13 protein-coding genes are annotated in these 13555 nt (G+C 68.5%); 9 read left to right on the top strand and 4 right to left on the bottom strand.

The genetic code is table 11. The features are described from left to right. The first annotated feature begins 23 nt into the window (after positions 1-23). From QLQ83_RS13265 to QLQ83_RS13235, 7 genes are all read left to right on the top strand, one after another. On the top strand, positions 24-221 hold the full coding sequence (locus tag QLQ83_RS13265; protein WP_282735992.1) for a hypothetical protein: 198 nt from the start codon (positions 24-26) through the stop codon (positions 219-221). Beyond that, positions 221-646: an OsmC family protein gene (locus QLQ83_RS13260; protein ID WP_282735991.1), complete on the top strand. Its 426-nt coding sequence runs from the start codon at positions 221-223 to the stop codon at positions 644-646. The genes QLQ83_RS13265 and QLQ83_RS13260 overlap by 1 nt, the downstream gene beginning before the upstream one ends. A 64-nt stretch (positions 647-710) precedes the next feature. Continuing rightward, positions 711-2735, top strand: a complete 2025-nt coding sequence (gene uvrB, locus QLQ83_RS13255; RefSeq protein WP_282735990.1) for an excinuclease ABC subunit UvrB — start codon at positions 711-713, stop codon at positions 2733-2735. A 12-nt stretch (positions 2736-2747) separates the two neighbouring features. Then, positions 2748-3572, top strand: coding sequence for an endonuclease VIII (nei, locus tag QLQ83_RS13250; protein ID WP_282735989.1), 825 nt, complete (start codon positions 2748-2750; stop codon positions 3570-3572). A 184-nt stretch (positions 3573-3756) separates the two neighbouring features. Next, positions 3757-5262, top strand: a complete 1506-nt coding sequence (locus tag QLQ83_RS13245) for a fumarate hydratase (protein ID WP_282735988.1) — start codon at positions 3757-3759, stop codon at positions 5260-5262. Between the two features lie 117 nt (positions 5263-5379). After that, a complete protein-coding gene (cls, locus tag QLQ83_RS13240; RefSeq protein ID WP_282735987.1) occupies positions 5380-6798 on the top strand; it encodes a cardiolipin synthase in 1419 nt (472 codons plus the stop codon). A gap of 93 nt (positions 6799-6891) precedes the next feature. After that, positions 6892-7809: a LysR substrate-binding domain-containing protein gene (locus QLQ83_RS13235; RefSeq protein WP_282735986.1), complete on the top strand. Its 918-nt coding sequence runs from the start codon at positions 6892-6894 to the stop codon at positions 7807-7809. Positions 7810-7842: 33 nt separating this feature from the next. Here QLQ83_RS13235 and QLQ83_RS13230 read toward each other — a convergent pair whose 3' ends face one another. Further along, positions 7843-8934: a bifunctional nicotinamide-nucleotide adenylyltransferase/Nudix hydroxylase gene (locus QLQ83_RS13230; protein WP_282735985.1), complete on the bottom strand. Its 1092-nt coding sequence runs from the start codon at positions 8932-8934 to the stop codon at positions 7843-7845. A 139-nt stretch (positions 8935-9073) separates the two neighbouring features. On the opposite strand from QLQ83_RS13230, the gene QLQ83_RS13225 reads away from it, so the two are divergent. Continuing rightward, entirely contained in the window at positions 9074-10000 is a 927-nt protein-coding gene (locus QLQ83_RS13225; RefSeq protein WP_282735984.1) for a YihY/virulence factor BrkB family protein, read from the top strand. A gap of 83 nt (positions 10001-10083) precedes the next feature. Here QLQ83_RS13225 and QLQ83_RS13220 read toward each other — a convergent pair whose 3' ends face one another. Continuing rightward, positions 10084-11130, bottom strand: coding sequence for a Glu/Leu/Phe/Val family dehydrogenase (locus tag QLQ83_RS13220; protein WP_282735983.1), 1047 nt, complete (start codon positions 11128-11130; stop codon positions 10084-10086). 213 nt (positions 11131-11343) lie between these two features. On the opposite strand from QLQ83_RS13220, the gene QLQ83_RS13215 reads away from it, so the two are divergent. Beyond that, entirely contained in the window at positions 11344-11616 is a 273-nt protein-coding gene (locus tag QLQ83_RS13215) for an acylphosphatase (RefSeq protein WP_282735982.1), read from the top strand. A gap of 56 nt (positions 11617-11672) precedes the next feature. Here the strand turns inward: QLQ83_RS13215 and QLQ83_RS13210 are convergent, their stop codons facing one another. Together QLQ83_RS13210 and QLQ83_RS13205 are read right to left on the bottom strand one after the other, a co-directional pair. Next, positions 11673-12614, bottom strand: a complete 942-nt coding sequence (locus QLQ83_RS13210; RefSeq protein ID WP_282735981.1) for a nucleoside hydrolase — start codon at positions 12612-12614, stop codon at positions 11673-11675. Then, complete coding sequence (locus QLQ83_RS13205) at positions 12611-13555, bottom strand: ribokinase (RefSeq protein WP_326521411.1); 945 nt, start codon at positions 13553-13555, stop codon at positions 12611-12613. The genes QLQ83_RS13210 and QLQ83_RS13205 overlap by 4 nt, the downstream gene beginning before the upstream one ends.

Here is a 13555-nt window from a genome sequence, read left to right as displayed (position 1 = left end):
TCATGCCGCGTCAGGAGCCGCCCATGGCCCATCAGTCATTGAGCTTTCAGGGCGTCGAGAACGCCGATCAGGTCAACCGCATCACCACTGCCCTGATGATGCTGGACGGCGTCGACAGTGTCGAGGTTGGCCGCCACGGGGCCGAGGTGGAAGGGCACGCCAGGCGTGAGGCGCTGATCAAGGCGGTGCAGTCTCTCAACTTGGGTATCGAGGTCAAGTGATGAAGAAGACCATTGAAGTCGTCAGCGAACGCAAGCATATCTACCGCCAGCGGGTCGAACTGGACGGTTTCGACGATCTCTACGTCGATGTGCCCGTGGCCTATGGCGGGGAGGGCAGTGCCCCGGATCCCCATGACTACTTCGACCTCTCGCTCGGTGCCTGCAAGGCGATCACTTCCATGATGTATGCCCGGCGCAAGCAGTGGCCGTTGACGGGGATCAGCGTCACGGTTAACAGGGACGACAGCCAGGAGCGCCACGGGACCTACCGGCTCGACGTGGCGATGACCTTTCATGGCATCGACGACCCCGAGCAGCGGGTCCGCCTGGAGGAGATCAGCCACAAGTGCCCGATCCACCGGCTGATGACCACGTCCACCGTGGAGGTGACCACCCGCACCGTCGACAGCACAGCCGAGGCCTGACCCCGGCCAGAACTCGTTCCACCCCGGGCGCCGTGCAGGCGCCTGCCCCGTCCCTGGAGCCGCCATGAGCAAGCCCTTCCGCCTGCAGTCCAAGTTCCAGCCCGCCGGCGACCAGCCCACCGCCATCCGGGAGCTGGTCAGCGGGCTGGAGTCGGGGCTGGCGCACCAGACGCTGCTCGGCGTGACCGGCTCCGGCAAGACCTTCACCATGGCCAACGTGGTCGAGCACCTGCAGCGGCCGACCATCGTCATGGCGCCCAACAAGACCCTGGCGGCACAGCTCTACGGCGAGTTCAAGGCGTTCTTTCCCGACAACGCGGTGGAGTACTTCGTCTCCTACTACGACTACTACCAGCCCGAGGCGTACGTGCCCTCGTCGGACACCTTCATCGAGAAGGATGCCTCGATCAACGACCATATCGAGCAGATGCGCCTCTCGGCGACCAAGGCGCTGCTGGAGCGCCGCGACGCCATCATCGTGGTCTCGGTGTCGGCGATCTATGGCCTGGGGGATCCCGACCAGTACCTGAAGATGCGCCTGCATTTCACCCGCGGCGAGCTGATCGACCAGCGCAAGTTCCTGCGCCGCCTGGCGGAGCTGCAGTACACGCGCAACGACATGGACTTCAAGCGTGGCACCTACCGGGTGCGCGGCGATGTCATCGACATCTTCCCGGCCGACGCCGAGGACGAGGCGGTGCGCGTCGAGCTCTTCGATGACGAGATCGACACCATCAGCCTCTTCGACCCGCTCACCGGCGAGGTGCGGGGCCGGGTGCCGCGCATGACCATCTACCCCAAGTCGCACTACGTCACGCCCCGGGAGACCATCCTCGGCGCCATCGATGCGATCAAGGCGGAACTGGTGGAGCGGCTGGACTGGCTGCGCAAGCACGACAGGCTGGTCGAGGCCCAGCGCCTGGAGCAGCGCACCCTCTACGACATCGAGATGATGCTCGAGCTCGGCTACTGCAACGGCATCGAGAACTACTCGCGCTACCTCTCCGGGCGCAACCCGGGCGAGCCGCCGCCGACCTTCTTCGACTACCTGCCCAGTGACGCCCTGCTGTTCATCGACGAGAGCCACGTCAGCGTTCCCCAGGTGGGCGGCATGTACAAGGGCGACCGCTCGCGCAAGGAAACGCTGGTGGAGTACGGCTTCCGGCTGCCCTCGGCGCTGGACAACCGCCCGATGACCTTCCAGGAGTGGGAGCGCATCTGCCCGCAGACCATCTTCGTTTCGGCCACGCCCGGGCCCTACGAGGCCGAGCATGCCGGCCAGGTGGTCGAGCAGGTGGTGCGCCCCACCGGCCTGCTCGACCCCGAGATCGAGGTGCGCCCGGCCTCCACCCAGGTGGACGATCTGCTCTCGGAGATCCGTCTGCGCAGCGAGGTGGGCGAGCGGGTGTTGGTGACCACCCTGACCAAGCGCATGGCCGAGGACCTCACCGAGTACCTGGATGAGCACGATGTGCGGGTACGCTACCTCCACTCCGATATCGACACCGTGGAGCGGGTAGAGATCATCCGTGACCTGCGCCTGGGCAAGTTCGACGTCCTGGTGGGGATCAACCTGCTGCGCGAGGGACTCGACATCCCCGAGGTGTCGCTGGTGGCGATCCTCGATGCAGACAAGGAGGGCTTCCTGCGCAACGAGCGCTCGCTGATCCAGACCATGGGCCGGGCGGCACGCAACGCCCACGGCAAGGCGATCCTCTACGGCGACCGGATCACCGACTCCATGCGCCGCGCCATGGACGAGACCCAGCGCCGCCGCGACAAGCAGGTCACCCACAACGAGGCCCACGGCATCACGCCGACCACGGTGACGCGCTCGGTGGCCGACATCATGGAGGCCGCCCAGGCCCCGGGGAAGAAGAAGGGACGCAAGGGCGAGCGCAAGGTGGCCGAGCGCGAGGCCCTCTACGACCCTGCGGAGCTGTCACCGAGTGAACTGCTCAAGGAGATCTCGCGAACCGAGGACGGGATGCACGAGGCGGCGCAGAACCTGGCGTTCGAGGAAGCCGCCCGGCTGCGCGACCGCCTGCACGAGCTCAAGGAGCGCCAGCTGCTCCTGGGTTCCGCCTGACGGGCGCCCGCCATGCCCGAAGGCCCCGAGATCCGTCGTGCCGCGGACCGCGTGCATCGCCAGATTGCCGGCCGGCGGCTCGACGATGCCTGGTTCGCCTTTCCCGACCTGGCCGAGCAGGCCGCCTCGCTGATCGGGCGCGAGGTCATCGCCGTGGACAGCTGGGGCAAGGCGCTGCTGACGCGCTTCGATGACGACCGCGTGCTCTACTCCCACAACCAGCTCTACGGGGTCTGGAAGTTGCACGCGGCCGACCGCGAGCCGGACACCAACCGTTCGCTGCGTGTCCGCCTGGTGGCGCAGGGCAGGGCGGCGAGCCTCTTCAGCGCCTCGGACGTCTCCCTATGGGACGGGGAGAGGCTTGGCGACCACCCCTTCCTGTCGCGACTCGGCCCCGACCTGCTGACCCACGGCGTGACGATGGAGCAGGCCAGGGCGAGGCTTCTCGAGGCGCGCTTCCGGCGGCGCGGACTGGGCGGGCTGCTCCTCGACCAGTCGCTATTCGCCGGCATTGGCAACTACCTGCGCTCGGAGATCCTGTTCTTCGCCGGCCTCCACTATAAGGTGAGGCCCATGGATCTGGACGAGGCGGCCCTCGAGCGGCTGGTTCGCCGTATCCTCGAGCTGACCCGCCAGGCCTACGACCAGGCCGGGGTGACCAACCGCCCCGAGTGGGCGGCGGCCGAGCGGCGGAGTGGTGCCTCCCGCCGCCGCTGGCGCTTTGCCGTGTTCGAGCGCGAGGGCCTGCCGTGCCACGCCTGCGGCACGGCCATCAAGCGGGTGATGGTGGCCTCCCGGCGGTTCTACCTTTGTCCATTCTGCCAGCCAGCGGGTTGATCCACCGGATAGTTTTATACCGTTATCTTCCTCTGTAACTCACTTCCATCGACTCAGACCTTTGGCCATACCAATGTCGACAGCCGAGGGGCTAGGGTATAATGCCCGCCGTTCAAGCCCCGCCGCTGCGCCCTTCGAGCGCCCCGGCGCAGGCATGCCGACAACGCCAAGGAGCTCCTTGCCCATGACCGTGATTCGCCAGGACGACCTGATCCAGAGCGTCGCCGATGCCCTGCAGTACATTTCGTATTACCACCCGAAGGACTTCATCGACGCCATGGCGGCCGCCTACGAGCGCGAGGAGAACCCGGCGGCCAAGGACGCCATCGCCCAGATCCTGATCAACTCGCGGATGTGTGCCTTCGGCAAGCGGCCGATCTGCCAGGATACCGGCATCGTCACCGTCTTCGTGCACGTGGGGATGAACGTGCGTTTCGAGGCCGACATGAGCCTCGACGACATGATCAACGAGGGCGTACGGCGCGCCTACCAGTTGCCCGACAACGTGCTGCGCGCCTCGGTGCTGGCCGACCCGGACGGCGCCCGCAAGAACACCGGCGACAACACCCCGGCCGTCGTCCACCACAAGCTGGTGCCCGGCGACACCGTCGAGGTGCATGTGGCGGCCAAGGGGGGCGGCAGCGAGGCGAAGTCGAAGTTCGCCATGCTCAATCCCTCCGATAGCGTGGTCGACTGGGTGATGGAGCAGCTGCCCAAGATGGGCGCCGGCTGGTGCCCGCCGGGCATGCTCGGCATCGGCATCGGCGGCACAGCCGAGAAGGCCATGGAGATCGCCAAGGAGGCGCTGCTCGACCCCATCGACATCCAGGAGCTCCAGGCTCGCGGTCCCGCCAATCGTGCCGAGGAGCTTCGCCTGGAACTGTTCGACAGGGTCAACCGGAGCGGCATCGGCGCCCAGGGCCTCGGCGGCCTGACCACGGTGCTCGACATCAAGGTCAAGGAGTTCCCGACCCACGCCGCCAACAAGCCGGTGGCGATCATTCCCAACTGTGCCGCCACGCGCCACGCCCACTTCACCCTCTACGGCTCCGGTCCCGCGGCACTGCCGGCGCCGAAGCTCGAGGACTGGCCGGAGATCACCCGCGAGGCCGGTGACAACGTCAAGCGCGTCGACCTCGACAGCGTGACCCCGGAAGAGGTGCGGACCTGGCAGCCCGGCGATACCCTGTTGCTCAACGGCAAGCTGCTCACCGGTCGCGATGCCGCGCACAAGCGCATGGTCGACATGATCGCCAAGGGCGAGCCGCTGCCCGTGGACATGAAGGGACGTTTCATCTATTACGTGGGCCCGGTGGATCCGGTGCGTGACGAGGTCGTCGGTCCGGCTGGCCCGACCACGGCGACCCGCATGGACAAGTTCACCCGCACCATGCTCGAGGAGACCGGCCTGCTGGGCATGGTCGGCAAGGCCGAGCGGGGCGAGGCGGCCATCGAGGCGATCCGCGACAATCAGGCGGTCTACCTGATGGCCGTGGGCGGCTCCGCCTACCTGGTCGCCCAGGCGATCAAGAAGGCCCGCGTGGTCGGCTTCGAGGATCTGGGCATGGAAGCCATCTACGAGTTCGAGGTGGAGGACATGCCGGTGACCGTGGCCGTGGACAGCCAGGGCACCTCGGTGCACCAGACCGGCCCCGCCAAGTGGAAGGAGATCATCGCCGAGCGCGCCTGATCGTCCCGTGCTGACGACGGCCCCGCCATCTGGTGGGGCCGTCGTCGTTGGGGGTATGCTGCAAGTCACTGCTTTCCGGACGGCGCTGCCGTCCTCCCACGGAACGGGGATTCGACCATGACTTCCTGGCTGATCGGCCTGGCGATCTTCCTGACCTACCTGCTGGGCTTCGTCTCGGCGGTGCTGGCCCTGATGTCCAGCCGTACCTCCCAGGGCGCCATCGCCTGGATCATCTCGCTGATCACCATGCCCTACGTGGCGGTGCCAGCCTACTGGATCTTCGGCCGGCCGCGCTTCTATGGCTATGTCTCGGCCCGGGGCGAGCGCGACACCGTGCTGCGCCGCCTGCTGGAACGCTACCGCGACCGCTTCGATCCCTACCTGCCCGAGCCCGGCGATGCGGATATCCGCGCCGTGGAACAGCTGGCGATGATGCCGCTGACCCGGGGCAATCGGGCGGAGCTGCTGATCGACGGCGAGGCCACCTTCGACAGCCTTTTCGCCGGGATCGAGGCGGCCGAGGAGTACGTCCTCATCCAGTTCTTCATCGTCCGCGACGATGCCCTGGGCATCGAACTCAAGCATCGGCTTCAGCGGGCCGCCGAGCGCGACGTGCGCATCTACTTCCTGTATGACGAGATCGGCAGTCGCGGGCTCGGTGATCGCTTCCTCCGCGATCTCGCCGAGGCCGGCGTGGAGGTCAGCGCCTTCCGTTCCTCCCGAGGATTCAAGCATCGCTTCCAGCTCAACTTCCGCAACCACCGCAAGGTGCTGGTGGTCGATGGCCGGGAAGGGTGGCTGGGGGGCTTCAACGTCGGCACCGAGTACCTCGGACAGCACCCCCGCCACGGCCACTGGCGCGATACGCATCTCAAGCTCACCGGCCCCAGCGTGCTGGGGCTGCAGGAGGCCTTCTGGGAGGACTGGCACTGGGCCACCGGCGAGATGATCACCCTGACCTGGACGCCCCGGCCGAGCGGAGACGCCGACCAGAATGTGGTGATCGTGCCCTCCGGGCCGGCGGACTATCAGGAGACGGCGAGCCTGCTGGTGCAGCATGCGATTCACAGCGCCCACGAACGCTTCTGGGTCACCAGCCCGTATTTCGTGCCCGACCAGGGGGTGCAGGATGCCCTGCGCCTGGCGGCGATGCGCGGGGTGGACGTACGCATCATGATGCCCGAACGCCCCGACCATCTGCTGGTCTTCCTCTCGGCCTTCTCCTTCCTGCCCGACATGCTGCGTGCCGGGGTCAGGGTCTACCGCTACCAGCCGGGGTTCCTGCACCAGAAGGTGATGCTGATCGACGATGCCGCCGCCAGTGTCGGCACGGTCAACCTGGACAACCGCTCCTTTCGTCTCAACTTCGAGATCACCGCCGTCGTGCCCGACCGGCAGTTCGCCGCCGAGGTGCGTCTGATGCTCGAGCATGACTTCACCAACTGCCGTCGCGTGGCCCTCGAGGAGCTGACCCGCCGTCCCCTGTGGCGCAAGCTGCTGTCCCGGGCGGCCTACCTGCTCTCGCCGATCCAGTAAGGCAGCTTGGGTCCCGGCCGCCGCTGGGGTACATTAGCGGGCTTCGAAGGCTCCCGGGGGGAGTCGTGCACGCAGACATCCTGGGGAGTCCTGGTGAACCTCGAGACCAAGTGGCTGGAAGACTTCGTCGCCCTGGCCAGTACGCGCAGCTTTTCCGCCTCGGCCCGTCAGCGGCATGTCACCCAGCCGGCCTTCAGCCGGCGCATCCGCTCCCTGGAGCAGGCGGTCGGCGTGACCCTGGTCGACCGCTCGACCACCCCGGTGGACCTGACCCCCGAGGGGCAGCTGTTCCTGGTCACCGCCCGCAACATCGTCGAGCAGCTCAACGAGAGCCTCGGCCACCTGCGTGGCCTGGCCATGGCCAACGAGGCGCTGGATATCGTCGCCGCCCATTCCCTGGCGCTGAGCTTCTACCCCCAGTGGATCTCCCGCCTGCAGCAGGGCCTCGGCGAGCTGCCGACGCGGCTGGTGGCCATGAACGTGGGCGACGCGATCCATGTGCTGCGCGAGGGCAACTGCGACCTGATGCTCGCCTATTACGACCCCTACGCCAGCATGCAACTCGATGCCGAGGTCTTTCCCTCCTTCTCCATCGGCCAGGTCAAGATGCTGCCGGTCTGCCTGCCCGACGCGCAGGGCAGACCACGCTTCCCGCTGGAGGGGCAGGAGTCGATTCCCTATCTGGCCTACACCCAGGGCGCCTTCCTGGGGCGCAGCGTGCGCATGCTGCTCAAGAACGACCCCTTGCGCATGCGCCTGAGAACCGTCTACGAGACGGCCATGGCCGAAGGGCTCAAGGGCATGGTGATGCAGGGCATGGGCATGGCCTGGATACCCGACTTCTGCATCCGCCAGGAGCTCAAGGATGGGCGCCTGGTGCGGGCCGGTGGCGAGCAGTGGGACGTGCCACTGGAGATCCGCCTCTATCGTTGCTCGCTGGTGCACAAGCCGGGGGTCGAGAAGCTGTGGCGGCAGATGATGAAGTTGCCCCGCGATTTCCTCCAGGCCTGATGGCGCCGGCTGCCGGCGCGTTGCCATGGCGCATCAGGGACGGTCGAAATCCGCCGGCAGTCCCAGGAAGTCCTGGATGATGAAGAAGTGGTCCTCGAACAGGCCCTCGGGGTCGAGGTCGGCCAGGGGGACCCAGCGCGCATGGTCACCACCCCGGACCGGCTTGAGCTGGGGCAACTGCTGTTCGGGACGCAGGGCGAAGTAGAAGGCCTCGGCCAGGGTGCGCCCCCGCCAGCTGCGGTGGGGTTCGTCGAACAGCCGCTGGCCGCGCAGCGAGCCCTTGAGCACGGCCTCGGGCACCTTGAGGCGCACCCGCTCGCGCAGCTCCCTCAGGCAGGCATCCATCAGGCGTTCATGGGGACTGATGAAGCCGCCGGGCAGGGCATAGAGCCCCTTGCCGGGCGCGGCCGTACGCCTGACCAGCAGCACATGCCCGGACTGCACCACCACGGCATTCACGGTAACGAAGATCGGCGGGTAGGGGGCCTGGGACCAGGCCTGGCGGTACTGGTCCAGCAGGTGCTGCTCCTCGACCAGCTGCCCGTAGGGCGCTTCCTCCAGGAAGTCGCGTATCCGTGCCACCACCCCGGGGGGCAGGTCGTGGGCGGCGTGCGTGCTCAGGTAATCCTCCGCCGATGAGACGGAGCGGAACAGTCGATCGCGGATGCGGCTGGCCGAGATGCCTTCCACCAGGGGCACGCTGACCGATTCCCATTGCGGGAACAGCGCAAGGTAGTAGCTGGACTGGCCCCGACTGGCGCCGATCAGGCCGATACGCGGCAGACGGGCGTGCTCGGGGCTGGCGATGTCGCGTACCTTGCGCTGGACGTCGCGCACCCAGACATCGTTGTTGTAAAGGGCGTCGAGCAGCGGCACGACCTCGAGCCGGGCATTCTCCTCCTCTTCGAAGGCGCTGCGCAGCATGCGCAGGCGCTCCTCGTAGCGCCAGGGGTTGCGCAGCGAGCGTGCCTGCCAGGCGGAGCCTACCAGCACGATGACCTGGCGCGCGTGGCGCAGGGCCTCGCGGATCACCGCCAGGTGCCCCAGGTGCGGAGGCTGGAAACGGCCGATGAACACCAGACAATCGAAGTCGGGCGGGCTGTCGGCGTCCGGTCGTGCGGTCATGGGCGCTCCTGGGAAGAGGGGGCGGGATGGGCGGAGCCCATTATGGTCAGGCCCGCCGGCTGCTGCAATTGGGGCCGGTCTCGGCGGGCTGGCTACATTCGGGTATGCTGAAGGAAACGACGGGGACGCGGGGAACGGCATGATCAAGGCGAGCATAACGACCATCAGGCAAGCGGGGCTGTTCTGGTGGCGGGTGGTGCGGGGGGCGGGCAAGCTCTGGCTGGAGCGCAACGCCTTCAGCTATGCCGGCTCGCTGGCCTTCTATACGCTCTTTTCCCTGGCCCCCACGATGATCATCGCCGTCACGGTGATCGGCGTGGTGCTCGGCGAGGAGGCCGCCCATGGACAGATCGTCGCCCAGCTGCAGGGCACCATGGGCCATGACGCCGCCGCCGCCATCGAGCAGGCGGTCGCCCAGTCGCGCATCGAGGAGTCCGGCCTGCTGCCGACGCTGCTCGGGGTGGGGGCCCTGCTGGTCGGTGCCACCACCGTCTTCGCCCAGATGCAGTTCTCGCTGAATACCCTCTGGGGCGTGACGGCTAGGCCCAGCAGCAACAGCGCCCTCAAGTTCCTCAAGAACCGCCTGCTGTCGCTGACCGTGGTGCTCTCCATCGGCTTCATTCTGCTGGTGTCGCTGGTACTCGGGGTGGTGATACGGGCCATGCTGAAGGCGGCCGATGACCTGCTGCCCTTCGTCGGGCTGCTGACCACCGGCGCCGAGTTCCTGGTCTCGCTGGCGGTGATCGCCGCGCTCTTCGCCACCATCTTCAAGGTATTGCCGGACGTGGTGCTGCGCTGGCAGGACGTGCTGGTCGGCGCCGTGGTCACCGCCGTGCTGTTCGCGATCGGCCGTTGGGGCATCGCCATCTACCTGGCCTACACGGCCACGGCCTCCACCTACGGCGCCGCCGGGTCGGTGGTAATGATCCTGCTGTGGGTCTACTACAGCTCGCTGATCCTGCTGTTCGGCGCCGCCTTCACCAAGTGCCACCTGCTGGCTCTGGGCAAGGCGGTGGTGCCGCGCAATTCCGCGGTACTGGTCCGCCACGAGCTGCTGGAGGAGTGAGCGCGGCCCCCCGAGCGCCCCACGCAACGAAGGCCGGCGATGGCCGGCCTTCGGGGTCATAACACCAAGCAGGCGAGTCCGCCTCAGCCGGCCGGACGGAAACGCTCCCGGGCCAGATCGTCGGCCACGGTGGCGGGACTCAGACCCTCGCGGTCGGCGCGGGCGAAGATCTCGTTCAGGGTGGCCCCGATGCCCTCGATATGCGCCATGACGGCATCGCGGCGGTAGTCATCGCGACGCTGCCAGGCGATCTCGATCACACCGCCGGCGTTGGCCACGTAGTCCGGGGTATAGAGGATGCCGCGGGCCATCAGCCGCTCGGCGATCGACGGGGAGGCCAGCTGGTTGTTGGCGGCCCCGCACACTACCCTGGCCTTCAGGCGGTCGACCACCGCCTCCGAGAGGGCGGCCCCCAGGGCGCAGGGAGCGAACACGTCGACCTCGGCATCGGCGATCGCCGCCGGTGCCACGGCCTCGGCACCGAGCTCCTCGGCGAGCTTGGCCAGGGCGGCGGCATCGACATCGGTCAACACCAGCCGGGCGCCGGCGGCATGGAGGTGGCGTGCCAGGTGGGCGCCGACATTGCCGACCCCCTGCACCGCCACCCGCACCCCCGTCAGGTCATCGCGCCCCAGGCCATGGCGTACGGCGCTCTTGAGGGCGCAGAACACCCCCCAGGCCGTGAACGGCGAGGGGTCGCCCGAGGCGGCGCCGTGGCGTGGCAGGCCGCCGACGTGTTCGGTGGCCTCGGCGATGAGCCGCATGTCGGCCTCGCCGGTGCCCGAGTCCTCGGCGGTGATGTAGGCGCCGCCCAGGCCATCGACCAGCCGGCCCATGGCACGCAGCAGTTCGGGCGTCTTGTCACGGCGCGGGTCGGCGATGATCACCGCCTTGCCGCCGCCCAGCGGCAGGTCGGCGAGGGCCGACTTGTAGGTCATGCCGCGGGAGAGGCGCAGGACGTCGGTCAGTGCCTCGGCATCACTGGCATAGGGAAAGATGCGCAGGCCGCCCAGGGCGGGGCCGCGAGCGGTATCGTGGATGGCGATGATGGCGCGCAGGCCGCTCGCCTCGTCGCTGCCGAAGACGATCTGCTGGTGGTGGTCGAACTCGGGGTGGTCGAAGACCGGCATGGCGGAACTCCCTCGTGAGGATGATCATTGTGGTTGTCTTAGCCCGGGTAGGGCGATCCTCGGCCGCGGAGGGCTTGTGGCCGTGTGGCGTCCGGGGATAGTGACAAGACTAGGGCATCGCTCCCCGGACGGGAAGCCCGGGGGCTGGCCCCGCACGTGGCCCGACTGGTAGAAAGGATCGCACCACCGATCGCGACGACAGAGGAGATGGCCATGGACAAGTGCTGCGCGAGAGCGCTGGTGACGGGCAAGGTGCAGGGGGTCTGGTACCGCCGGGCGACCCAGGAGCAGGCCCTCAGGGCCGGCATCACCGGCCATGCGATCAACCTGCCGGACGGGCGGGTCGAGGTGCTGATGTGCGGCAAGCGCGAGGCGGTCAAGCGACTCGCCGAGTGGCTATGGAAGGGGCCGGACGGGGCCCGGGTCACCCATGTGGAGTTCGAGGTGATCGAGACCCACGAGCCGGACGAGTTCCACGTCGGCTAGCGTCATCCCGAACCGGCATGGCCTGTGGCGCGCCGCACCGGTTCGGGCCTCGGACGTCAGGCCAGGGTGTCGGCGATCCAGTCGCTGACGGCTTCGCCGTCGACACCCAGGCACACCTCCACCAGCGGGGTGCGGGACCAGCGCGTCTCGATGAAGCCGCGCCCCTCGGGGGCGAAGATCGTCTGGCCCTCGGCATCACCGGCGGTCGCCACGGTCAGGTGGCCGCGGCTGGTGGTGAAGAGCTCCGGGCGCAGCAGCCAGGCCAGGGCACAGCTGTCGTGGGGACAGCAGCCATCGATGCCCAGGAACTCCCGGTAGAAGTCCCGGTAGAAGCCGTAGCTGCCCGCCAGCACCTTGCCGAGGGCGCCCTGGCCGGCCTCGATGCGCGCCATGTGCTCGCCGGTGAGCACGCAGCGATGGGTGACGTCCAGTCCCACCAGGGTCAGCGGCCAGCCGGCGGTGAGCACCCGGGCGGCGGCGTCCGGGTCATTGAACATGTTGGCCTCGGCCACCGGGGTGACGTTGCCGCCCTCGCGGATCGAGCCGCCCATGATCACCACCCGCTTGACCTTGCCGATGATCGTCGGGTCGAGCTGCAGGGCCGCGGCCAGGTTGCCCACCGGGCCCACTGCCACCAGGGTGACCTCGCCGGGCCGGGCATTCAGGGTGTCGACGATGAACTGCGCTGCGCTGCGGGGATCGGCCTTGCCCTGGACCGGCGGCAGTTCGATATCGCCCAGTCCGTTGGTGCCATGGATATGGGCGGGCGGGGGGTGGCGCGCCTTGACCAGCGGTGCCGCGGCGCCCTGGGCGACGGGGATCTCGCGCCCGGCGAGTTCGGAGAGCAGCAGGGCATTGTGGGTGGCGGTCTCCACGTCGACGTTGCCGTAGGTGGTGGTCAGCCCCAGCAGGTCGATCTCGGGATGGCGCAGCGCGATGGCGATGGCCTGGGCGTCGTCGACCCCCGGGTCGGTGTCGAAGATGATCGGATGGCTCACGGTGCCTCCTCGTCGTGGCGGTGGGGCGCGGGAAGGCCGTCGCGCAGGGCGCGCTCGACCGCCGTCGCCTCGGGAATGCTCTCGGCGGCGCCGGCGACCTGGACGCCCAGGGCGGCGGCGGTGGCGGCGCGCGTCAGGCAGTCGGTCACCGGCCGTCCCTGCTGCAGGGCGGCCAGGTAGTAGCCGATGAAGGTGTCGCCGGCCGCCGTGGTGTCCCGCGGAGGGACCGGCAGGGCCGGCTGGAAGTGGCGTTCGTCGCCGGACTGGTACCAGGCGCCGTCGCCGCCCAGGGTCAGCACCGTCTCGCCGTCGGGCAGGCGGCGAGCAAGGCCGTCCAGCAGGACCTCGGGCGGGGAGGCCTCGTCCAGGCCGGCCAGCCACGCGGCCTCGCCGCGATTGACGAACAGCAGCCGACAGTGGGCCAGGGGCAACTCGAGCACCGCATCGCTCATCGGGGCCGGGTTGAAGGCGACGTTCAGGCCCGCCTCGGCGGCGCGTTCCAGCACCCGGGGCAGGGCATTGCACTCGTTCTGGGCCAGCAGCCAGTCCCCGGGCGAGGCCGCGGCGAAGTGCGCGTCGAGGTCCTGCTCGGTGGTGCCGTGGTTGGCGCCCGGGAAGAGGATGATGGCGTTCTCGCCGCGGTCGTCCACCTGGATGATGGCGTGGCCGCTGGGCTCGTCGACCAGGGCGATCGCCTCTACCTCCACCCCGGCACGGCCCAGCAGGTCACGGGCCCAGGCGTCCTGGCGACCCAGCCGCCCCCAGTGGCGGACCCGCCCGCCGGCGCGTGCCATGGCCAGTGACTGGTTGGCCCCCTTGCCACCCAGGCCGACCCGGTAGTCGCGGCTGGCCAGGGTCTCGCCGGGACGCACCAGATGGGGAACGCGATAGAAGTGGTCGAGATTGATGGAGCCGAAGTTGTGCAGCATGCGGGTCTCCAT

Source organism: Halomonas rhizosphaerae, from assembly GCF_030010555.1.
In the GTDB taxonomy this organism is placed as follows: Bacteria; Pseudomonadota; Gammaproteobacteria; order Pseudomonadales; family Halomonadaceae; genus Halomonas; species Halomonas rhizosphaerae.
This window is presented reverse-complemented; position numbering and strand designations above follow the sequence as displayed.

Bases quoted from the DNA above. Each gene is read 5' to 3' on its own strand.
- QLQ83_RS13265 (WP_282735992.1), top strand. From the start codon at position 24: ATGGCCCATCAGTCATTGAGCTTTCAGGGCGTCGAGAACGCCGATCAG.
- QLQ83_RS13260 (WP_282735991.1), top strand. From the start codon at position 221: ATGAAGAAGACCATTGAAGTCGTCAGCGAACGCAAGCATATCTACCGC.
- uvrB (WP_282735990.1), top strand. From the start codon at position 711: ATGAGCAAGCCCTTCCGCCTGCAGTCCAAGTTCCAGCCCGCCGGCGAC.
- nei (WP_282735989.1), top strand. From the start codon at position 2,748: ATGCCCGAAGGCCCCGAGATCCGTCGTGCCGCGGACCGCGTGCATCGC.
- QLQ83_RS13245 (WP_282735988.1), top strand. From the start codon at position 3,757: ATGACCGTGATTCGCCAGGACGACCTGATCCAGAGCGTCGCCGATGCC.
- cls (WP_282735987.1), top strand. From the start codon at position 5,380: ATGACTTCCTGGCTGATCGGCCTGGCGATCTTCCTGACCTACCTGCTG.
- QLQ83_RS13230 (WP_282735985.1), bottom strand. From the start codon at position 8,934: ATGACCGCACGACCGGACGCCGACAGCCCGCCCGACTTCGATTGTCTG.
- QLQ83_RS13225 (WP_282735984.1), top strand. From the start codon at position 9,074: ATGATCAAGGCGAGCATAACGACCATCAGGCAAGCGGGGCTGTTCTGG.
- QLQ83_RS13220 (WP_282735983.1), bottom strand. From the start codon at position 11,130: ATGCCGGTCTTCGACCACCCCGAGTTCGACCACCACCAGCAGATCGTC.
- QLQ83_RS13215 (WP_282735982.1), top strand. From the start codon at position 11,344: ATGGACAAGTGCTGCGCGAGAGCGCTGGTGACGGGCAAGGTGCAGGGG.
- QLQ83_RS13205 (WP_326521411.1), bottom strand. From the start codon at position 13,555: ATGGAGACCCGCATGCTGCACAACTTCGGCTCCATCAATCTCGACCAC.